Raw genomic sequence first — 21073 nt, 5'->3', positions numbered from 1 at the left:
GGCGAACAAGTCGGCTCAGAACGAGATGGGGCGGAGCCTCGATGCCAGGAGATCTCCCGTGGTCGGCACAGGGACACCGTAACGATAATGAAAACGATTATCAATGCCAGACAACGACCTCGTCCGGTTCGTCTGCAGGGCGGGAGGCCCCGCGCGCTTGTGTCGGCGATGAACCACGATCACCAGTTACGCTCTGGCGTTCGGTACGGCCTGGTGGAGGAAGCATGTCCGTCGTCGGTTCCGCCGTGCTGCGCGGTGGCCTGGTGCTCGGCGTGGCCGCATGCGGGTTCGCGCTCGCCGTGGCCGGCTACTTGTGGTGGAACACGACCGCCGCGGCTCTGATCGTCGTCATCGGGACGATCTCAGCGGTGGTCGCACTGGGATGGCTGTACCGGACGCGGCGGCCGCTCCGGTTCAGCGGTGTGCCGCTGACCTTCGGCGTCCTGTCGTTGCTCGCCGTCTCCATCGTCGGTGTCGTGGCTGCGCGGGACATCGCGATGATCCTTGTCGGCGTCGATGCCGAAGCAGTCGTGGAACGGACCTGGACGACGCAGAGCCGCGGCTCCGAAAGCCGCCACTGCACGCTGCGCCGCACCGACGGCGCCCCGATCGCGCGCGAGCTCGCCACCAACTGCGAGGGGTACGGGCGCGGCGACATCATGCCGGTCGTGCTAGATCCGCGAGAACGCTTCGCACCGGTCGGCGGCCCCAAGTCGGACCTGCCCGCGGTGGGAGAAGGCCAGGCGGTGGCGGCCGCCGCGCTCGGGCTGCTGGTCTCCATCGCGATCGGGAGCGTCCCCGCACAGCCCAGCCACACTAGATCCTCCAGACGCTCTCGCGTGTAGGGCGTTCACACGTCCTGGCCCGCCCGTGATCCTCTTCCGATCCGTGGCGCCGCGACCACCAAGGCACCGGATCACCGGGGTCCACTCGGGCCGGCGTCGCCCGCGGCGCGGACTGGACGGACGGCCAACCCGCGCTGATGGACGGTTGGCGACGCGCTTCGCCGAGTACGGCTACAACGGGCTGGTGTGCACGACGCGCGGCTCAGGTGAATCGCCTGGACGCGTCGACCCGTTCAGCCCGCTGGAACAACGTGACAACTACGACGTCATCGAGTGGCTGGCCGTCCAGCCGTGGTCGGACGGGCACATCGGTCAGATGGGCAACAGCTATGGCGCCCTCGTGCCGGCATCTTCTGGAACACGTGGGAGAGGCGCCCCGGGGCGACCGGGGCGCCGTTGAGAACGGATAGGCGCTGTTGGGGTGACGGTCCCCGTGGGCGGCGGCCTCGGCGTGCCGCCCGTTGCGGTGCGCCCGGTCCCCGGCTCGGGCCGGGGGTCAGGGCTGCGGGGTCGGCTGGCGGGCGGTGTCGTGGCGGCCTAGGAGGCTGGCGAGCAGGTCGCCGGGGCGGGCCGGAGGCTCGTCGTCGCTCCAGGCGACGTGGAGGTCGGGGCGGACCAGGATCAGGCGGTACCGGTAGACGTCGAGGAATTCGGGTCCGGAGACTTCCAGCAAGGTCATCGGTATGCCGTGCGCGTGGGCGAGGTCGAGCAGGGGGGTGACCCGGGCCGCCAGGTCCGGGGCGTCCACGACCACCAGAGTGAACTCCGGCCCCAGGCGGTCGAAGATCGAGGTGCCGTCGGGCAGCCAGGCGTGGGGGAAGCGGGCCCCGGGATCGGCGCTGGGCACGTAGGTGCCGATGTCCTCGATGGCCGTGCCGTTGCTCACGCCGGGCCGCGCGGCGATGCCCAGTGAGCCGATGTAGCGCGAGCCGAACTGGACGCCCTGGCTGTACCACTGCTGGCGGTCCTTCTGCTCGATCAGCCGCCCGGCCTCCTCGCGCAGCGTCCGGCCGCGGTTCGAGTCGGCGTGGAACTCGGGGTCCCGGCCGATCTGCTTCATGTCACGGTCGATCTTCAGCGCCGCCTGCGAGGTCGCTTCTCCCACGGACCGGCGCTCGGCCTCGTAGTCGTCGAGCACGCGTTCGTCCGCCCAGCCGTCCAGGATGGCGGCGAGCCGCCACCCGAGGCCGACCGCGTCGGCGATCCCGGTGTTCATGCCGAAGCCGCCCAGCGGCAGCCACAGGTGCGCGGCGTCGCCGGCGAGCAGGACCCGGCCCGCGCGGAAGCGGTCGGCGACCAGCCGGCGGGGCGTCCACCGGACCACCTGGATCTTCTCGTGCTCGACCGGCCGTCCGATCGCGGTGACGAGTACCTCGTCCTCGTCCAGCTCGTCGGGGGTCATGTGCTCCGGCACCCGCGCGTGGCACAGGAACAGGTCGGTGCCGTTCAGCTGGACGAAGGAGCCGCGGAGCCTCTCGCCGTACCACCAGTACATCCAGCCCGGACGACGCCGCGCCATCTCCCGGCCGAGTTCGGCGGAGCGGAAGTACACCGAGAGCCGCTCCTCCGCGGCTTTGCCGTCGCCTTCCAGTACGGCGCCGATCGAGCGCCGCACCACGCTCGTTCCGCCGTCGCAGCCGACGAGGTACCGCGCGAGGACCTCGCTCTCCTCACCGGTCGCGGTGTCGCGGTACCGGACGGTCACACGGTCGCCATGCCGGACCGCGTCCACCACCTCGGCACCCCGCCGTACCTGCACCGACGGGAGTCGGGCCAGTTCCTCGTGGAGGATCGGTTCGAGGTAGATCTGGGAGACGCGGTGCTGGGGTTCGGGGGTGGGCCAGTCGGCGAACTCGTGCGCCTTTCCGCTCAAGACCTGCCCCGAGGTCGAGAACTCGAATCGGGTGAGCTCGTCGCCGAGGATCGCTGTGCAGTAGACGACGTCGGTGGCGTGGTCGAGCGGGAGTCCGGCGCGGCGGATCCGGTCTGCGATGCCCATGCGCCGGAAGTACTCCATGGAGCGGGCATTGGTGGTGTTGCACCGGGGGTTGGCCGTGGTGCCGGGCTCGGTTTCGAGGACGAGGGTCGGCACACCGCGCCGGCCCAGCTCAAGCGCGAGGCAGGTGCCGACCGGTCCCGCGCCCGCGATCACGACCGGCCATTCGTCGCCCTCGCGTTGGTGGTCGCCCAGGCCGGTCCATTGCGGGGGTTGCTTGTATCCCACTGCTGACTCTTTCCTCGTTCATTTGCCGTTGCCCTCTGTGAGTCGGACGCTAGTCAGCGTGAGCCGATAGCACTATGACAAACTTTTCGAGGCTCACATAGACGTCTGACTAAGGGGTGGGCGTGATGAGTGCGCCGGACAACCGCATCTCGCTGCAAAAGCTCGAAGTGTTCTGCAAGGTCGTGGACCTCGGCAGCGTGCGCCGCGCGGCCGAAGAGCTCTACATCTCCCAGCCCGTGGTGAGCGCGCACCTGCGCTCCCTGCAGGATCGGATCGGTGCGCGGCTTTTCGAGCGCGACGGCCGGGGCATCGCGCTGACCGAGGCGGGCCACGAGGCCTACCGCTGGGCCAGTGAGGTGCTCCGGGGGCGGCTGGAGCTCCAGTCCAGCCTGCAGAATCTGTCCGGCGGGACGTCCGGCACGGTGGTGGTGGCGACGAGCATGTCCGTGGGCACCTACATCCTGACGCCAGTACTGATCGATTTCCGGCGCGAGTACGAGCAGGCGAGCATCACCCTGCTGATCTCGGGCGTGGAGCAGGCCCTGGAGACCTCCCTCACCGGCCGTGCCGACATGTGCGTGATCGCGACCGACGCGGTCCTGGACACCAACGCCTTCGACGCCGAGCTGATCGCCGAGCCGGGGTTCTGCCTCGTCGCGTCGACGTCGAGCCGCCTGGCCGGCGACCTGGTCCGCCCGGAGGAGCTGAACGGGATGCCGTTCGTGTGCCCTCCCGGAGGACTGGCGATCCGGCGCGCGCAGGACGGCGCCCTCGCCTCGATCGGCGTGGTGAACCGCCGGGTCGAGATCGAGCTGGGCAACGCCGAGGCCATCAAGCAGGCCGTCGAGGCCGACCTCGGGCTGGGGCTGCTCTGGCGGGCGTCGGTGCAGAAGGAGCTCGACCGCGGCACGCTGCGCGAGGTCGTCATCGACGGAGCCGACCTGCGGGACAAGCTCTATCTGGTGACCCGTCGCGGTAAGCGTCCGACGCCGCTTCAGCGCCGCCTGGCGCAGGCCATACGTGACGACGCGGTCCGCCGGTTCGGCCCCTTTGCACCGGCGGAATGACGGACCGACACGTCAGGGGCGCTGTCGACTAGCTCCGGGCTCGGACGAGGTGACGCCGGAGAAGGATCAGGGGACGGTCACACGAGGCCGTCCTCTCCGAGCGACGTCATGCCGGTCACCGGCCCGTCACGGCGGATCAGCGCCTTCTTGCGGAAGAAGCGAAGCAGCGCGTTGGGCCCCATCCGCGAGCCACCGAGTCCGGACCGGTTGAAGGAGGTCTTCTCGACGTCGCCCATGATCGTGATCGTCAGCGAGGTGTCCTGGAGGCTGATGGCGCCCGCGTCGACGCGGCGCGCGATCCGTTCGGCCTCGTCGGCGTCCCCGGCGATGACCGCCGCGGACAGGCCGTAGTCGGAGTCGTTGGCCAGCGCGACGGCCTCGTCCTCGGTGTCGTAGGGCATCACCGGGATGACCGGCCCGAACGTCTCCTCGGTCATCAGGGACATCGAGTGGTCGACGCCGACCACGACCGTGGGCTCCATGTACCGTCCACCGTCGAGGTCGGTGCTGGTGCCGCCGGTGAGGATCCGAGCGCCCTTGCCCACGGCGTCGCCGAGGTGACGGTCCACGACCACGGCCTGACGCTGGTCGATGAACGGCCCCAGGTGCCCGTGCCTGATGTCGGGGTGGTTGACCTTCAAAGCCCGCGCCTTCGCCACGAGCAGGTCGACGAACTCTTCGATGACCGGGCGCTGCACATACACGCGCTCGGTGGCGAAGCAGATCTGGCCGGTGTTGTGCACGGCGCCCTTCAGGACCGCCTCGGTCGCCCGCTCCAGGTCGGCGGTCCGCGTCACGATCGCGGCGTCCTTGCCCCCGAACTCCAGGAAGACGGGGACGAATCGCTCCGCACAGGCCACGGCGACCTTGCGGCCGGTGGCGACGCTTCCGGTGAAGCACAGCACATCGACCACGTCGATGAGTGCCCGGCCCGTGCCTCCGTCGCCGTAGAGGTAGGTGACGACGTCCTCCAGCTCGGGGACCCGGGCCAATGTCGAGCGGACCGGCTCGATGAAGCGAGGAGTGATCTCGCTGGGCTTGACGATCGCGGCGGATCCGGCCAGCAGCGCGGGCACCAGGTCCAGGGTGGAGAGCAGGAACGGGTGGTTCCACGGGCTGATGACTCCCACGAGCGGATACGGCACCAGTTGCGTCCGGAAGCTGACGCCCGGGTCGACGGTCGAGACGCCTTCGAGCGCAGCGGCCTCGACCACCCGGGGCGCTCGGCCGCACCATGCGCGGATCGACCCCGCCACGATGTGCGGCACCTCGTGCGCCATGCGGCGGCGCCCGGTGTCGCGCATCTCGGCCTCGGCGATCGTCGCCGCCGAAGCCTCGATGGCGTCCGCCCAGGCGAGCAAGGCCGTCCGCCGGCCGTCGAGGCCCAGCGCCTCCCACCGCTTCTGAGCCGAGCGGGCCTTGCGCGCTGCCCGGGCCACGTCATCCGTGCTCGGGGCGTCGTACGTGGCGTCGCCGGCTCCGGTTCGCGGGTCGATCGCGCGTAGCGGGGCTCCGGACTCCACGGCGAATGTGGTTTCGGTCATAGTTGCGACGGTAAACGAGCGGACCGCTATGCACCATGCGCTTTTGTTCGACCGTCCCATAGCCTTTTCTGAATGCGCCCGCGGCCGTATCGCCTCGGTCGGGCAGCGCGGCGCGGCGCGGCGGATCCGATCCGCCGCGCCGCCCAGAACCGTGCCTCCGTCCGAACGTTGGTCGAGTGGCAGTGCCCTAAATGGGCGGGCATCAGAACTCATCCCCGGGAGCGTCGAATGCTCGCAGTGCCTGGCCTGCGGCGGGGAAGACCCGGCAGAACGTGCGCCAGAAGACGTTCTCGAGGTGCTCGGTGTCCAGGTCGGAGTTGAGCAGCTCCTCCATCACGGCGGGCACGTTGTAGCTGACCGGGTCGGCGTAGGAGTCCGTGCCGAACATCAGCCGCTCGGAGCCGAACCGGGCGACGAAGGCGTCCAGCGGGCGCAGCAGCGGGAAGCAGACCGCGGTGTCGAACAGGATGTTGTCGAAGCGGTCCGCCAGATCCATGACGTACTGGATCTGCGTCGAGCCGGAGAACCCGTCCAGCGCGACGATCGTCGCCTCGGGGTGGGTTCGGGCGAGGTCCGCGAACATCCACGGCGCCTCCAGGTTGGATTCGGCGAACATGTGGACGTAGCAGGGGAGGCCGCGGGCGGTGGCCTCGTCGACCAGGGCGTGCATCCGCCGGTCCGAGACGGCCACGCCCTGGTAGCGGGTGTGCCAGACGACTCCGTCGAGGCGCAGATCGCCGACCATCCGGTCGAGCTCCTCGCGGCAGAGCGCGAGGCCGTGCAGCGGCTCCACCGTGCCGAGCGCGGCGAGGAAGCGCGGCGAGCGGTCCCTGTAGGCCGCGATCGCGTCGTTGACCTCCCGGGTGTTGACGATCCCGTGCGGACGCTCGTACTGCAGGCCCGGCATCACCGCGCACGCCGTCATCCCGAAGCGGTCGAGCATGGCGTGATGGGTGTCGACGAGGTCGCGCGGCTCCCGGTCCGGCGCCCGTTCCTCGGCCGCGCCGATCGAGAGGGTGCCGACATGGTGGTGGGTGTCGACGACATGCCGGACAGTACGCCTCGTCATCACAACTCCTTGCGGCTCGCCGAGTTCGCCTGCCTGCGCAACACCACGATGGACACGAGACTGATCCCCCCGAGGACGGTCATGTAGGCGGCGACGGACCAGCTCACCTTCGTCCAGTCGAGCAGCGCGGTAGTGACCAGCGGCGCGATCCCCCCGCCGAAGACCGATCCGATCTGGTACCCGAGTGACGCTCCCGAGAAGCGGACGTCCGTGCTGAACAGCTCGGAGTAGAGCGCCACCTGGGGACCGAACATCATCGAGTGGACGGTGAAGCAGACGAACAGCGCGGCGAAGACCAGCCACAGGTCGCCGGTGTCGATCATCGCGAACATCGGCCAGCCCCAGAGCACGACGCCCACGGCTCCGAGGATGAACAGCTTCGGCCGCCCCACGCGATCGGACAGGTGCGCGAAGTACGGCAGGAAGAACAGCGGCGCGACGCAACCGGCCAGGATCACCCCGAGCAGCGGGCCCTTGGCCAGGTGCAGGGTCCGGACGCCGTAGTCGAGGATCCCGGCCACCACGATGAAGGCGACGGCGTTCGGCAGGACGAACGCGCCGCCCGCGAACAGGATCGTCCGCCAGTGCTCGCGCAGCACCTTCACCAGCGGAGGCTGCTCGGCGGCGGCCGTCTCCGGGCGGGTTGCCTGCAGCTCCTTGAACTTGGGCGTGTCCTCCACCGCGCGGTGGATGTAGAGCCCGATGCCGATCATGACCAGACCGGACAGGAACGGAATCCGCCAGCCCCACGCCATCATCTGCTCGTCCGAGAAGAGGAACGCGAGCACGAGGAACGCGCTGATCCCGCCCATCAGTCCCAGCTGTGAGCCGACCTGCACGAAGCTCCCGAAGAAGCCGCGCCGGCCGGCCGGCGCGCTCTCGGTGAGGAGCAGCGACGCGCCGCCCCACTGCCCGCCGAGCGCGAAGCCCTGCAGCAGGCGCAGCAGCGTGAGCGCCACCGCGGCGGCCCAGCCGATCGTCGCCGCCGTGGGCAGCAGGCCCATGAGGAAGGTGGCTCCGCCCATCACCACCGTCGAGGCGACGAGCATCGGCTTGCGGCCGTACCGGTCGCCGAAGTGGCCCGCGACCGCGCCGCCGACCGGGCGGGCGACGAATCCGACGGCGAAGGTCGAGAACGAGGCCAGCGTGGAGGCGGTGTCGCCGAGCCCGGAGAAGAACAGCGGGCCGAGGAAGATGGCGGAGGCGGTGGCGTAGACGAAGAAGTCGAAGTACTCGACGGCCTGCGCCAGTACGGCGACGGTGACCAGCCGGCGCAACCGGGAGGCCGAGGAGGTCGCCGGGGCCCCTGGCGGGGCGGCGGCGGCCGGGGTGGATGTGAACTCGGTCATACCCAGGACGCTAGGCCGCTCAGAGGAATAGCACTATTACAAGTCTTGTCGCCTTCACTTAGCCGGACGCCTATCGATTCGGCAAGGAGTGTGTCCGCGACTCGCGGGTCCGCGACAAGGCCGAGAGCGAATTCATAGGGAAACGACTATGTCCTGATGCTGAACTTTCACATAGACCTATGTGAGCGTCGGTCGTAGCGTCGGGTCATCCCACACGTCGAGGAGGTACCGGTGCCGCTGGCCGTCGTTACGGCGTCACACTCGCCGCTCCTGCACACGGTCGAGCCGCGCGGCGGCGCCCGCGCCGCGGTCGGCTCGGCGTTCGCGCAGGCCCGTGACTTCGTCGCGGAATTCCAGCCGGACCTGGTCGTCGTGCTCGCGCCGGACCACTACAACGGCATGTTCTACGACCTGATGCCGCCGTTCTGCGTGGGCACCGCGGCCGAGGCGGTCGGCGACTACGGGACGGCGCGGGGATCGCTCGCGGTCGACGCGGACGCCGCGCGGCACGTCGTCCGGGAGGTCCTCGCGGCGGACGTCGACCTGGCGATGTCCGAACGGATGGTCGTCGACCACGGCTTCGCGCAGCCCCTGGAGCAGTTGTTCGGTTCCATCGACGCCGTCGCGACGGTGCCCGTCTTCGTCAACGCCGTGGCGGTGCCGTTCGGTCCCGTGCGGCGCACCCGCCGGCTCGGCGAGGCGCTGGGGCGCGCCCTGCTCGCACTCGACCGCCGGGTGCTGCTGCTCGGCTCCGGCGGGCTCTCCCACGATCCGCCGATCCCCACGCTGGAGGACGCGCCGCCCGAGGTCGCCGCCCGGCTCATCGGCGGCCGGAATCCGACGGCCGAGGAGCGGGCCGAGCGCGAGGCCCGCGTCCGCCGCGCGGGCCTGGCCGTCGCGGCAGGGGAACCCGGCCCGCGGCTGAATCCGGACTGGGACCGCGCCTTCCTCGACCTGCTGGCCGAGGGACGGCTCGCCGCCACCGACGCCTGGACCAACGACTGGATCACCGCCGAGGCGGGCAACTCGGCCCACGAGGTCCGCACCTGGCTGGCCTGCTACGCGGCGCTGGCCGCCGCCGGCCCCTACGCGATGCGCACCCGCTTCTACCGCGCCATCCCGGAATGGATCGCCGGCTTCGGCATCACCACCGCAGAGACCCGGAGGACCCCATGACCGTCCCCGCCCCCGTCACCGACGAGCCGAGCATCTGGACCGCCCTGCTGGGGCAGGACCTGACGATCCGGCATGTGCAGGTCGGCGAATGGAACACCCGCGTACTGGAAGCAGGCTCGGGACCGGAGACCGTCGTCCTGCTGCACGGCGTCGGCGGGCACCTGGAGGCCTACGCGCGCAACATCCCCGCCCTCGCCGCGCGGTACCGCGTCATCGCCTACGACTACCCCGGCCACGGGCTGACCACCCCGGCGACCCGGCCGCTCGAACTGCCGGACTACGTCGCCCACCTCATGGGCCTTCTCGACGCGCTCGGCTTGGATCGGACACACCTGAACGGGGAGTCGCTCGGAGGATGGGTCGCGGTGAAAGCCGCGTACGCGCACCCCGAGCGTGTGGGCCGCATCGTGCTGAACACCCCCGGTGGCGCGCTGTCCGATCCGGCGGTCCGCGAACGGATCCGCACGCTGTCCCAGGGCGCCGCCGACGACCCGAGCGACGAGCGCATCCGCGCCCGCGTGACCTGGCTGATGGCCGACCCGGCGAGCGTCACGCAGGAACTGGTCGACGTCCGGCGGACCATCTACGCACAGCCGCCGTTCGCCGAGTCGATGCGGAACATCATGTGCCTCCAGGACGGCGGCACCCGGGCGCGCAACATGATCACCGACGACGAGCTGGCGGCCATCACCGCGCCCGCGCTCGTCATCTGGACCAGCGACGACCCCTCGGGACCCGCCGCCGTCGGGCTGCGCATGGCGGACCGGCTCCCGAACGGACGCTTCGAACTCGTCAAAGGCGCCGGACACTGGCCGCAATGGGAGCAACACCACCGCTTCAACGACCTCGTGCTCGGCTTCCTCGCTGAAGAGGGAGGTGCGGCATGACCAGGTCGATCGGTCGACGGACGGTCCTCGCGTCGATCCCGGCCACTGTGGGGCTGGCCGGTGTCGCCGGCCTCTCCCCCGCCGGAGCGGAGGGCGCCGCCGGGCACGCATGGCCGGTGGACTTCACGCCGATACCGGTGCCGGACGTCCCGCTGCGGCGCGGGGTGCTGGAACTGCCGGACGCCCGTCTCGCGTGGAGCGACACCGGCGGCGACGGCCCCGTCGTCGTGCTCCTGCACGCCCGGTCGGGGAGCCTGAACTCCTGGCCCTACCAGCAGCAGGGACTGCGCGGCGAGGGCCGTCGCGTCATCGCCTACTCCCGGCGCGGCCATGAAGGCAGCACGCACACCGCCGTCGGCTACAGCACCGACGATCTCATCGCGCTGCTCGACCATCTGGCGATCGATCAGGCCCATCTCGTCGGGCATGCCGCAGGCGGGGTGCCGGCCCTGGACGCGGCCCTGGCGCGACCGGCCCGGGTCCGCTCGCTTTCGATCGTGTGCAGCACCATGGGCATCAAGGACCCGGAGTTCGCGGCGAGCGTCGCCGCGCTGCGGTCGCCGGAGTTCGAATCCATGCCGAGCGAGTTCCGCGAGCTCGGTCCGAGCTATCGCTCCGCCGACCCGGCCGGCGTGCGCGAGTGGCTGAAGATCGAGGAACGGGCTCTGAACGGCGAATTCTTCATGCAGGGCTTCAGGAGCCCGATGGACTGGGCGGCGGTCGAAGCCACGGCGGTGCCCACCCTGCTCGTCACGACGGACGCCGACAACTACATCACGCCCTACCTTGCCGGGAAGGTCGCGAAACGCATGCGACGCGCGGAGCAGCACACGATCGTGGGGTGCGGGCACTGCCCCACCTGGGAACGTCCACTGGAGTTCAACCGCGTTATCTCCAGGTTCGTCGCCCGTCACCGTTGAGCCGTGTCACGGAGGTCACCCATGTCCCATCTCGCGAATGACGAGCCCGTCGGCCTGGTGGGCGCCGGGACGATCGGCGGTGGATGGGCCGCCACCTACCTCGCCCGGCGCCGGCCGGTGCTGGTGGCCGATCCGGCACCCACCGCGCTCGGGAGGCTGACGTCGTACCTCGACGCGGTGTGGCCGTCGGTCCGGCGCACCGTGCCCGGCGCACCCGCGTCGGCGCCCCTGGACCTGCTCCGGCTGGTCCCGGCCGCCGAGCTCGGCGCCGCGGCCTTGGTGCACGAGAACGTCCCCGAGTCCCTCGAAGCCAAGCGGGAGGCGTACCGGAGCATCGAGGCCTCGGTCGCGTCCGAGGTTCCGATCCTGTCGAGCAGCGGCGGGCTCATGCCATCGGACCTGCAAACCGGCATGAAGCACCCGGAGCGCCTGCTGGTCGCCCACCCGCAGAGCCCCGTCTACGCGCTACCGCTCGTGGAGGTCCTGGCGGGCGAGGCGACCTCGTCCGCGGTCGTCACCGCGGCGCTCGCCCACCTTCGCGACCTGGGCAAACGCCCGGTCCTGCTGCGACGCGAGGTACCCGGGTACCTCACCAACAGGCTCACGTTCGCGATGCTCCGGGAAGCGGTGCATCTGCTCGCCGAGGGCGTCGTGGACGCCCGCGGCATCGAGGACGCCGTCGTCCACGGCATCACCCCGCGTTTCCTGGTCGGCGGTCCCCTCACCTCGCTGGCGCTGGCCGGCGGCCCCGACGGGATGCGCGGCGCGATGCGCTCGTTCGCGGAGACCATCGAGGGTTGGTGGTCCGAGCTCGGCTCGCCGCATCTCGACGAGAAGACCCGCGCCCTGCTGATCGCGGCCGGGGACGACGCCCTCGACGGCCGGCCGATCGGCGCGGTCCTCGCCGACAGGGACACGGCCGCCGTCGACCTGCTGGCGCTGCTGCACGCCGATGACCGCGGTGAGGCCGGGCCTCACCCGGAGCCCGGGGCATGAGCATGTTCGCGACGCCCGCGGTCGACCACCACCGCGATCCGGACGGGCTGCTCCTGCTGCGGTCCCGCATTCCCGCCGGCACGCCGGCGCCGACCGTCCTGCACTGGCTGCGCCGGTTCGCCGCCGAGACGCCTGACGCCGTCCTGCTCACGGTGTCCACCGGCACCGGCAGGACGGCCTGGTCCTACGCCGAGGCGTGGGACGACGTGACCCGGGTCGCCGCGGCGCTCGTCCAGCGCGGCCTGCGGAGCGGGGACCGCGTGGTGGTGCTGGGGCCGAACTCCATCGAGCACATGACCATGGGGCTGGCCGCGATGCTCGCGAGGGCCGTGGCGGTGCCCGTCGCGCCGCAGTACGCGGGGGCCTCCGCCGACCGCGGCAAGCTGACCGGCCTCCTGGCCCTCCTCGAACCGGCCCTGGTGTGGGTGTCCGACCCGGCCCGCGCGGCGGTCCTGGCGGACGCCCTGCCCGAGGGCTCACGGGCCGATGTCCTGGTCGGTCATCCGGCCGTGCGGGACCTGCGGAGAGAAGCCCGCGACGGGGACCCGCGGCCGGATCCCGACGACATCGAACCGGCTGCCCCGGCGAAGATCCTCCTCACCTCCGGTTCGACCGGCCGGCCGAAGCCGGTGGCCTACACCCAGTCGATGATGACGACGAACGTCCAGGTCACGGTCGACGTCTGGCCGTTCCTGACCGGCCACCGCCCGGTGCTGGTCGACTGGCTGCCGTGGAACCACGCCTTCGGCGGCAATGCCAACGTCGGGCTCGTGCTGTCCCAGGGCGGAACGCTGCACATCGACGAGGCGGCGGGCCGGCCGGACCGGCTCGACGTCACCATCGAGAACCTCCGCCGTCACCGGCCCACCTTCCATGGGGCGGTCCCGGCCGGGTTCGCGGCGCTCCTGCCCGCGTTGGAGGCCGATCCGTCCTTCCGCGAGGCGTTCTTCGGGCGACTCGACGTCATGTTCAGCGCCGGCGCGGCCATGCACCCGGGCGTGTTCCGCCGGCTGTCGGATCTGTCGGCGACGGTGCGCGGGCGTCCCGTTCCCATCGTGACCGGATGGGGTTCGACCGAGGCGGGCCCTGGAGCCACCATGGTGCACGCGCACGGGGTGGCCCCGGACTGCATCGGGACACCGCTGCCCGGTGTCGAGATCGCGCTCCGGCCCGTCGCGGGCAAGCGGGAACTCCTCGTCCGCGGACCATGCGTCGCCGCCGGGTACTGGCGGCAGCCCGAACAGAGCCGGGCGGCGTTCACCTCCGACGGCTGGTACCGCTCGGGTGACACGGGCGAACTGATCGATCCCGCGCGCCCGGAACTCGGGCTGCGCTTCACCGGCCGGATCGCCGACGACTTCAAGCTGGCCAACGGCACCTGGGTCGACGCCACCGGCATCCGCGCGGATCTCCTCGCCCGCGGCGGAGGCCGCCTGCGCGACGTCGTCGTGGCCGGCGCCGACCGGCCGGCGCCATGCGTGCTCGTCTGGGCGGACGACCGGGCCTTTGGCGCGGACGACCTGCGACTACTCCTGGACGTGTTCAACCGCGAGAACCCCAAACCGAGCACTCGGCTCCTCGGCGGCGCTCTGCTCGTCCCTGAGGGCGACGAGGTGGGCAGCAAGGGACAACTCGTGCGCGGGGTCGTCCTGGAACGGCGGGCGCGGCTCGTCGAGCAGCTTTACGACAGGCAGGAGGCGACATCGTGAAGGTCGAGGACCCTGACAGGACCCTGGCCGTCGACCGCGCCACCGATCTCCGGACCCACGTCGGAACCGAAATCGGGGTCAGCGGCTGGGCTTCACTCGAACAGGACGACGTGCTCGGGTTCGCCGAACTCACCCACGACCGGCACTGGATCCACACGGACCCGGTCCGTGCGCGTGCCGAGGCCGGTCTGAGCGGTCTCCTCGCCCACGGATTCCTGATGCTCTCGACGGTCACCGCCCTGGCGAACCAGTGCTACACCATCGCCAAGGCCACGAGATGGACGAACTACGGGCTGGAACGGGTCCGGTTCACCGCCCCCGTCCTCCCGGGCGACGAGTTCCGCCTTCGCTTGACGTTGGATGCGGTGGCCGCGGGCCCGAGCGCCACCACCCGGCTCGACCTACGGTGCCTGTTGGAGCGGCGGGCGAGCGAACGGCCCGCGATGGCGGCGGTATGGATCGTCTTGGTGGAGGAAGCGTGAACGGCGTCCCCGAAGGCTTCGTCCCCCTCGGCCAGGAGGGCACCTTCCTCGACCACGTCGGCGGCCTGATGTGGCGGCGCGGCACCGACCGGACCGACGTCTGCGTGTCGCCGGCGCCTCACCACCTCAATCCCAACGGCACCGCGCACGGCGGCTTCCTCATGACCGTCCTCGACATCACCCTCGGCGCCACCGTCGAGTCCTACCTCGGCGTGAACCCCGACCGCCATCCCGTGACGCTGCAACTGTCCTGCTCGATGATGGCGCCCGCCCACGGCGGTGACCTGCTGTTCGGGGAGGCGACGGTCGATCAGTCGACGCGAACGGTGACCTTCGCATCCGCCCGACTCCACAGCCAGGGCCGAACGGTCCTAACGGCAAGCGCGGTCTTCCGGAACCCCCCGTCACCCTGACCGACCGCGGGAGGAGGCGCCGGTCATCGGATCGGCGTCCAGGTCGTACCAGTGCCGGGTCAGTGGGGAGGTTTCGCCGTGCCGGTGCGGGATGGGAAGGTCGGGGGGCGGCGTTGGGTGAACGCGGCTATGCCTTCGCGGGCGTCCGGTGAGGTGAAGGCCTTCTGACCGTAGAGGGCTTCGCTGTGGAACGCCTGGTCCTGCGGGAGGTCACCGAGCCTGAGCACGGCCTCCTTGACGGTTTCCAGTGCGGTGCCGCTGCGGGCCACGAGCCGATGGGCGCGGTCGAGCGCGGAATCGAGCAGTGAGGGAAGGGGGACCACCTCGTTGAGGAGTCCGTATCGGAGTGCCTGCGCCGCGGAGATCCGGTCTCCCTGCAGCATCAGTTCCATCGCCCACACGTAGGGGATCTGCCGTGTCAGCCTGGTGAGGGTGCCCCCCGCGGGGACGACGCCGACGCCGCTCTCGGGAAGGCCGAACTCGGCGGTGTCGGCCGCGATCCGGATGTCCGTGGACAGCATGATCTCGAAGCCGCCGCCGAGGCAGAGACCGTTGATCGCGGCGATCACGGGTTTGAACAGCGTGGTGTGCTTCTGGTGCGCGGCATCCCATTCGGAGATGTCGAAGCGCCCCTGTGCCAGGGCCGGGATCGACTCGGTGAGGTCGGCCCCCACGCTGAAGGCGCGGTCGCCGCTGCCGGTGAGGATCGCGACGGCGAGCGAGTCGTCGTCGCGGACCTCGGCGAAGGCCGCGCCCAGGTCCTCGTACATCGCGAGCGTCAGCGCGTTGAGCTTGTCGGGACGGTCGAAGCGGATGATCCCGACCGCCCCGTCGCGGTCGAGGGTGATGCCGCCCATCAGATGACCTTCTTCTCGCGCAACGCGGCGATGTGGTGCTCGTCGAGATCGGCCAGTGCCCCGAGGACGGTGCCGGCGTGCTCGCCGACCTTCGGTGCGAGGCCGCGCGGCTGGGTGGGCGTGCCGCCGAGCTTGATGGGCGAGCCGAACATGCGCAGCCGGCCGAAGTCGGGATAGTCGACGTCGACGACCATGTCACGCGCGGCGATCTGCGGGTCCTCCACGACCTCGGCGATGTCCTTGATCGCGCTCAGCGGCACGGCGTCGCCGACGATCTCCTCCAGCTCGGCCTTCGTCTTGTCCTCGAACCACTTGTGCAGCAGCGGCCGGATCCGCCGCTCGTAGACCTCGGGCTCGAACCGTTTGGCCATGGTGTCGATCTCGGGGTCGTCGGCGAGCTCGGGCTGTCCGAACAGGTGGCAGGACAGGCGCCAGAACTTGTCGGTGTATCCGCCGAAGAACACGAACCCGTCCTGGCACGGGTAGAGCTCGTAGGGCTTGACGAACGGGTGCTCGTTGCCCAGCGGACCGGCGACCTTGCCGTCGACGGCGTAGGAGACCACGGCGTTCTCGGTGAGGCTGAGCACCGAGTCCTGCTGGGACACGTCGACCATCTGCCCCTCCCCGGTCTTCTCCGCGTGCCGTAGCGCGGCCAGGGTGCCGATGACCGCGTACAGCGTGGCGGACAGATCACCGATGATGGTGCCGACGCGCACCGGAGGCCGGTCGGGGAAGCCGTTGATCGACCACAACCCGCCCGCGGCCTGCGCGCTGTTGTCGTAGGCGGGCCGGCGGCGATAGGGGCCGGACTGCCCGTAGCCGGAGATCGCCGTGTACACCAGCCGCGGGTTCTGCTCGCGCAGCGTCTCGTAGCCGACGCCCAGCTTGTCCATCGTGCCGGGCCGGAAGTTCTCGACCAGGACGTCCGCGCGGCGTACCAGTTTCTTCAGCAGTTCCTTGCCGTCCGGCTGGGACAGATCGAGGGTCAGCCCGAACTTGTTGCGGTTGAACTGGGCGAAGAACCCGCTGAACTCCTCGCCGGAGCTCGCCTTGAGCTTCGGCGGGAAGTCCCGGGCGTAGTCCGGATCCCTGGGATTCTCGACCTTGATCACGGTCGCCCCGAGGTCGCCCAGCAGCATCGAGCAGAAGGGGCCGGCGACGACCCGGGTGATGTCCAGGACCACGATGCCGCGCAGCGCGCCCTGGGACGGCCCGCCGGGGAGCATGCCCGCGATCGCGCCGAAGTCGTTGATGGTCATGTTCGCCTCTGATCTATGAGTCGGCCGGTCAGCCCGCCGTCGAGTCGACCCTGACGCACGCCTCCAGAAGGGTGCCGCACGCGGGGCTGTAGTACTCGTCGATCAAGACGCGCTGCCCGTTGGCGCGCGGGCGGACGCGGACTCCGTACGCGGCCAGCCTGTCGGCGGCCACATGGGTGACCTTCCGCGCGGCCCGGTGCCAATCCTCCCCCGTACCCAGGCGGGCACCGCTGGCGGGCACGAACCAGCCGTCCGCGTCACGGCGCGGCGCGGACGATCCGGCCGGCGAGGCCGGCAGGACCTGCTGGACGGGGCTTTCGCCGAGCCGTTCCCGGCGGAGCTCGGCGCGGGCCCGCTCCGTGGCGGTCTCGTCGACGACGCCGTCGGTAAGGACCACGCCGTAGGTCCGCCGCGCGGCCTGGGCGGTCACATAGCCGTCGCGAACGTCGGCCGCGACCAGCTGCGGGGCGCGCAGCAGCGGGTCGCCGTAGCCGCCTCCGCCCGCGATCCACTGCACGAACACGTCCCCGGCCCGGACCGTGACCGACTGCTGGTTGATCGCCAGCAGCTCCTTCTCCTCGGCGCTCAGCGCGTCCCGGGCGGGGACCCGGCCGTCACCGAGCAGCCGCGCGACATCGGTCCGGCGCCAGACCTCGTGCCCGCTGCCGCCACCGGGGAGGCCTCCACCGAAGCCGCCGGCGACCACCTGGGCGCTCGGGGCGAACACCGTCTGCGTGACCTCCGGCGCACCGTGCAGGGTCCAGGCGAAGCGCAGGCCGAGGCCGCCGCGGTGGGCGCCGTGGCCCGCGCTGTCGACGTTGAGCTGCTTCCACAGGTAGAGCACCGGGTAGAGCATCTCGTTCATCTCGACGTCGGGGAGCATGTTGTTGACCTGCGTCATCATCCCCGCGCAGTCGAGCCCGTCGCCGTCGGGCTGGGCGCCGGCGCCCATCCCGCCGCCGTCCATGTTGAACAGGACGAAGTACTCGCCGCCGTCGGTGGTGCCCGCGGAGATCCCGCCGGTCCACGAGTCGCCCCACACCCCCTGCGTGCGGTTGCGGACGGTGTCGTCGTCGCTCCTGTGGCACGCGTCGTTCATGAGCTTGGTGACCACGCGGCTCACCCGGGCGCCGGTGGTGAGGTGCCCGTTGCTGATCGGCGCCGGGGGCCGGGGGTTCACGATCGAGCCGGGTTCGGCGACGATGTCGAACGCCGTCATGACACCCTCGTTGAACGGGACGTCCCAGGCGAGGATCGGCACGATGGCCGTGGCGACACTGCCGACCAGGGCTCCGTAGCTGCAGTTGACGAAGCCGTCGGTCTGCTCGCTGGAGCCGGTGAAATCGAAGGTGATCTGGTCGCCGCTCTTGGTCATGGTGCAGGCGACGCGGTACAGGTCGTCGACGTGTCCGTTGTGTTCGGTCCACTCGTCGGCGCTGTAGGTGCCGTCCGGGATCGCGCGGATCCGTTCGCGCACGACCTGCTCGGCGAGCTCGAAGGAGAGCTTGGTGTAGTCGCGGAACCGCTCGAGCCCGAACTCCTCGATGGTGCCGAGCAGCCGCCGGATGCCGGTGTTGTTGCTCGCGACCAGGCTGCGCACGTCGTTCCAGAACAGCGTGGGCACCCGGACGTTGTTGAGCAGGATCCGGCGCACCCACTCGACGGGCTCGCCCCGCTCGAAGATCTTCACACCGGGCGGCAGCCGCAGCGCCTCGGCGTAGCAGTCATGGGCGCCGGGCGCGAAGCCGCCGGGGGTCATGCCGCCGACGTCGACCAGGTGCGCCTGCGACTGCGCCCAGCCGATCAGCTCGTCGCCGTGGAAGATCGGCGAGATCACGTTGGTGTCCGGCGGGTGGCTCGCGCCGGCCGTGTGCGGGTCGTTGCAGATGAACGCGTCACCCGGCGCGAGCGGCTCGCCCTCGATGGCCTTCACCAGGTTCTGCACGGCGACGCTGCCGGATCCGATGTGGAACTGGACGTAGTCGGAGTAGGCGTAGATGCGGCCGGCGGGGTCGAACAGGGCGGTGTTGAAGTCGCCGGCCTCGGTGATGACCGGGGAGCCCGACGAGCGGATCATCGCGATGCCCATCTCCTCCACGATGGAGTCCAGGCGCATCCGGATCACCTCGAGGGTGACCGGGTCGAATCCTTCGGGCATCTCGGGCTGGGTGCTGGTCATGGGTCGTCTCCTTCGGCGGACGGGTCAGCGGTCGGCGAGGCCCAGCAGGAAGTCGCCGCCCTCGGTGAGCTCGACGGTGGCGCCGCTGGGCACGTAGACCGTGGTGTCGGGCTCCTCCAGCAGGCAGGGACCGTCGGATCGGCCGAGCGCGCCGAACCCCCGGTGCACGCCGATCTCGACGCGCTCCCCGGTGAGCGGCTCCAGCACGGCGCGGCGGGTGAGCTCGTGCCGCTCCTCATCGGCGCCCGCGATCTGCTTCACCGTCTGCACGTCGCTGCGGCCGATGGCCCGGACCCGCGTGTTGATGAGCAGGATGTCGGCCTCCGTCCACGCGGTGCCGGTGCCGAACTCCTCCTCGTAGTCGGCGATGAACCGGTCGCGCAGCGCCTCCTTGTCCGCCTCGCCGAACGTGCTCACGGGGAGGCGGGTGGTGACCTCGAAGATCTGGCCCACGAACTTCATGTCCGCCTCGCGCTGGAGCTCTCGGCGGTCGTCCGGGATCCCCTCGGTCTCGAACCACGCCCGCGCGCGTTCCTCAAGGGCCGCGAACTCCTTCTCCAGCGCCGCGGCGGGCTGGTCCATCGTCCACGGGCTCGTCTGGACGGCGGAGAAGACCGAGTCGGCGTGCATCAGGCCGTAGGCGGAGAAGACCGCGGCGTTGCGCGGGATCACGACCTCCCGGACCCCGGCCTCGGCGGCGATGGCGGCCGCGAACAGGCCGCACGCGCCGCCGAAGCCGACGAGGGTGAACTCGCGCGGATCGTGCCCCCGGTTCACGGTGATCTTGCGCAGCGCGTTGGACATCTGCGACGTCGCCAGCCGGTACACGCCTTCGGCGGCGGCGTCCTCGGAGATCCCCAGGGGTTCGGCCACGTGCTTGCGCAGCGCCGTCCGCGCCTTCTCCTCGTACAGGGGGACGGTGCCGCCGAGGTAGTAGTCCGGGTTGATCAAGCCGAGCACCAGCGCGGCATCGGTGACCGCCGGCCGGGTGCCGCCCTTGCCGTAGCAGGCGGGGCCGGGGGTCGAGCCCGCGCTCTGCGGGCCGACGCGCAGCAGGTTCCGGCCGTCCACCCAGGCCAGGCTGCCGCCGCCCGCCCCGATGGTCTCGATGTCGACGGCGGTCAGGCTCGTGGGCAGGCCGCCTATCTCGGCCCGGGGCAGCAGCCGGAACTCCTCGTCCAGGATCGCCGCGGCGTCGAGGCTCGTGCCTCCCATGTCCGCGGTGAGCACCCGGCGGCGCCCCAGGCGCTTGCCCAGCAGCCGCGCGCCGGTGACGCCGCCGACCGGGCCGGAGTTGAACATCGAGATCGGGGCCTTGCCGGTTTCCTCCACCGACAGGAACCCGCCGTGCACCTGCATGATCTGCACCCGAGCGCGGAGCCCCCTGCTCCGGAGGTCCTCGGCCAGGTGCTCGAAGTGCGAGGCCACGATCGGCTTCACCGCGGCGTCCAGCGCGGTGGTGACCATGCGCTCGTACTCGCGGTAGACCGGTGTCAGGCGGCTGGACAGCGTGTACGGGACGTCGGGGTGGTGGGCGTCCAGGTAATCGCCGATCGCCTGTTCGTGGACGGCGTTGCGGAACGACCACAGCAGGCAGACCGCGATCGCTTCCGCGCCGGCCGCCAGGACCGCGTCCACCGCGGCGGCGATCGCGTCCTCGGTGAGCGGGACCAGGACCGTGCCGTGGGCATCGACCCGCTCGGCGACCTCCACGATGCGGCGGCGCTCCACGATGTCCGGCGGCGCCGACATCCGGTGCGGGTCGCGCTCGTCGGTGCGGGCCGAGCGGGCGATGCGCAGGGTGTCGCGGAACCCCTGCGTGGTCAGCAGTCCCACCGCGGCGTACTTCTGCTCGTCCACCGCGTTGGTGACGATGGTGTTGCCCAGGACGAAGCGGTCGACCGCGGCGAAGAACTCCGCCTCGGCCATGCCCACACGGTCCCGCAGGACATCCAGGGCGCCGAGGATCCCGGTGGTCACGTCCTTGGTCGAGAACGCCTTGCCGCGGATCACGCGCCCGTCGACGATCGCCACGGCGTCGGTGAAGGTCCCCCCGACGTCGATGCCAACATGAAGCGCCATGCTCGCCGTCCCTCT

Annotated in this window: 18 protein-coding genes; 10 read left to right on the top strand and 8 right to left on the bottom strand. The window is 70.8% G+C overall.

The features are described from left to right. The first annotated feature begins 224 nt into the window (after nucleotides 1-224). Nucleotides 225-845 carry a hypothetical protein gene (locus K8Z49_RS00785; protein ID WP_412517353.1) on the top strand — a complete coding sequence of 207 codons (621 nt, stop codon included), beginning with the start codon at nucleotides 225-227 and terminating at the stop codon, nucleotides 843-845. Nucleotides 846-870: 25 nt separating this feature from the next. Continuing rightward, a complete protein-coding gene (locus K8Z49_RS00780) occupies nucleotides 871-1245 on the top strand; it encodes a CocE/NonD family hydrolase (RefSeq protein WP_412517352.1) in 375 nt (124 codons plus the stop codon). Nucleotides 1246-1341: 96 nt separating this feature from the next. Here K8Z49_RS00780 and K8Z49_RS00775 read toward each other — a convergent pair whose 3' ends face one another. Then, nucleotides 1342-3069, bottom strand: a complete 1728-nt coding sequence (locus K8Z49_RS00775; RefSeq protein ID WP_412517351.1) for an FAD-dependent monooxygenase — start codon at nucleotides 3067-3069, stop codon at nucleotides 1342-1344. 125 nt (nucleotides 3070-3194) lie between these two features. Here K8Z49_RS00775 and K8Z49_RS00770 point away from each other — a divergent pair, with 125 nt between their 5' ends. Then, the gene (locus K8Z49_RS00770) at nucleotides 3195-4136 is read left to right on the top strand and encodes a LysR family transcriptional regulator (protein WP_412517350.1); all 942 of its coding nucleotides are present in this window, start codon (nucleotides 3195-3197) and stop codon (nucleotides 4134-4136) included. Nucleotides 4137-4213: 77 nt separating this feature from the next. Here the strand turns inward: K8Z49_RS00770 and K8Z49_RS00765 are convergent, their stop codons facing one another. The 3 genes from K8Z49_RS00765 to K8Z49_RS00755 form a co-directional block, all read right to left on the bottom strand. Further along, entirely contained in the window at nucleotides 4214-5680 is a 1467-nt protein-coding gene (locus K8Z49_RS00765) for an aldehyde dehydrogenase family protein (RefSeq protein ID WP_412517349.1), read from the bottom strand. Nucleotides 5681-5882: 202 nt separating this feature from the next. Next, nucleotides 5883-6749 (bottom strand): amidohydrolase family protein, encoded by an 867-nt coding sequence (locus tag K8Z49_RS00760; protein ID WP_220126864.1) that lies wholly within the window; start codon nucleotides 6747-6749, stop codon nucleotides 5883-5885. Continuing rightward, nucleotides 6749-8098: an MFS transporter gene (locus K8Z49_RS00755; RefSeq protein WP_021591544.1), complete on the bottom strand. Its 1350-nt coding sequence runs from the start codon at nucleotides 8096-8098 to the stop codon at nucleotides 6749-6751. Before K8Z49_RS00755 ends, K8Z49_RS00760 begins: the two co-directional genes overlap by 1 nt. A gap of 231 nt (nucleotides 8099-8329) precedes the next feature. Here K8Z49_RS00755 and K8Z49_RS00750 point away from each other — a divergent pair, with 231 nt between their 5' ends. Genes K8Z49_RS00750 through K8Z49_RS00720 form a run of 7 tightly spaced genes read left to right on the top strand, consistent with a single transcriptional unit; the run spans nucleotide 8330 to nucleotide 14681 of the window. Next, on the top strand, nucleotides 8330-9274 hold the full coding sequence (locus K8Z49_RS00750; RefSeq protein WP_412517348.1) for a 3-carboxyethylcatechol 2,3-dioxygenase: 945 nt from the start codon (nucleotides 8330-8332) through the stop codon (nucleotides 9272-9274). Then, on the top strand, nucleotides 9271-10161 hold the full coding sequence (locus K8Z49_RS00745) for an alpha/beta fold hydrolase (protein WP_021591546.1): 891 nt from the start codon (nucleotides 9271-9273) through the stop codon (nucleotides 10159-10161). The genes K8Z49_RS00750 and K8Z49_RS00745 overlap by 4 nt, the downstream gene beginning before the upstream one ends. Next, on the top strand, nucleotides 10158-11081 hold the full coding sequence (locus K8Z49_RS00740) for an alpha/beta fold hydrolase (RefSeq protein ID WP_412517347.1): 924 nt from the start codon (nucleotides 10158-10160) through the stop codon (nucleotides 11079-11081). Before K8Z49_RS00745 ends, K8Z49_RS00740 begins: the two co-directional genes overlap by 4 nt. Nucleotides 11082-11102: 21 nt before the next feature. Further along, a complete protein-coding gene (locus tag K8Z49_RS00735; protein WP_021591548.1) occupies nucleotides 11103-12077 on the top strand; it encodes a 3-hydroxyacyl-CoA dehydrogenase NAD-binding domain-containing protein in 975 nt (324 codons plus the stop codon). Beyond that, a complete protein-coding gene (locus K8Z49_RS00730; RefSeq protein ID WP_083598351.1) occupies nucleotides 12074-13786 on the top strand; it encodes an AMP-binding protein in 1713 nt (570 codons plus the stop codon). The genes K8Z49_RS00735 and K8Z49_RS00730 overlap by 4 nt, the downstream gene beginning before the upstream one ends. After that, a complete protein-coding gene (locus K8Z49_RS00725) occupies nucleotides 13783-14268 on the top strand; it encodes a MaoC/PaaZ C-terminal domain-containing protein (RefSeq protein ID WP_021591550.1) in 486 nt (161 codons plus the stop codon). Before K8Z49_RS00730 ends, K8Z49_RS00725 begins: the two co-directional genes overlap by 4 nt. Continuing rightward, a complete protein-coding gene (locus tag K8Z49_RS00720; protein ID WP_021591551.1) occupies nucleotides 14265-14681 on the top strand; it encodes a PaaI family thioesterase in 417 nt (138 codons plus the stop codon). The genes K8Z49_RS00725 and K8Z49_RS00720 overlap by 4 nt, the downstream gene beginning before the upstream one ends. A 59-nt stretch (nucleotides 14682-14740) precedes the next feature. On the opposite strand, the gene K8Z49_RS00715 is transcribed toward K8Z49_RS00720, so the two are convergent. The 4 genes from K8Z49_RS00715 to K8Z49_RS00700 are packed head-to-tail and all read right to left on the bottom strand — an operon-like array spanning nucleotide 14741 to nucleotide 21058. Further along, complete coding sequence (locus K8Z49_RS00715) at nucleotides 14741-15538, bottom strand: enoyl-CoA hydratase/isomerase family protein (protein WP_021591552.1); 798 nt, start codon at nucleotides 15536-15538, stop codon at nucleotides 14741-14743. Continuing rightward, nucleotides 15538-16797, bottom strand: a complete 1260-nt coding sequence (locus tag K8Z49_RS00710; RefSeq protein WP_021591553.1) for a CaiB/BaiF CoA transferase family protein — start codon at nucleotides 16795-16797, stop codon at nucleotides 15538-15540. Before K8Z49_RS00710 ends, K8Z49_RS00715 begins: the two co-directional genes overlap by 1 nt. Nucleotides 16798-16825: 28 nt before the next feature. Further along, entirely contained in the window at nucleotides 16826-18976 is a 2151-nt protein-coding gene (locus tag K8Z49_RS00705; protein WP_412517346.1) for a hydantoinase B/oxoprolinase family protein, read from the bottom strand. 24 nt (nucleotides 18977-19000) lie between these two features. Further along, a complete protein-coding gene (locus tag K8Z49_RS00700; RefSeq protein ID WP_021591555.1) occupies nucleotides 19001-21058 on the bottom strand; it encodes a hydantoinase/oxoprolinase family protein in 2058 nt (685 codons plus the stop codon). Nucleotides 21059-21073: the final 15 nt, after the last annotated feature.

The sequence above is a fragment of the Actinomadura madurae genome, assembly GCF_047130825.1.
Classification (GTDB): Bacteria; Actinomycetota; Actinomycetes; order Streptosporangiales; family Streptosporangiaceae; genus Spirillospora; species Spirillospora madurae.
The sequence above is the reverse complement of the archived record's forward strand: the minus strand, read 5'-3'. Positions and strand labels throughout refer to the sequence as shown.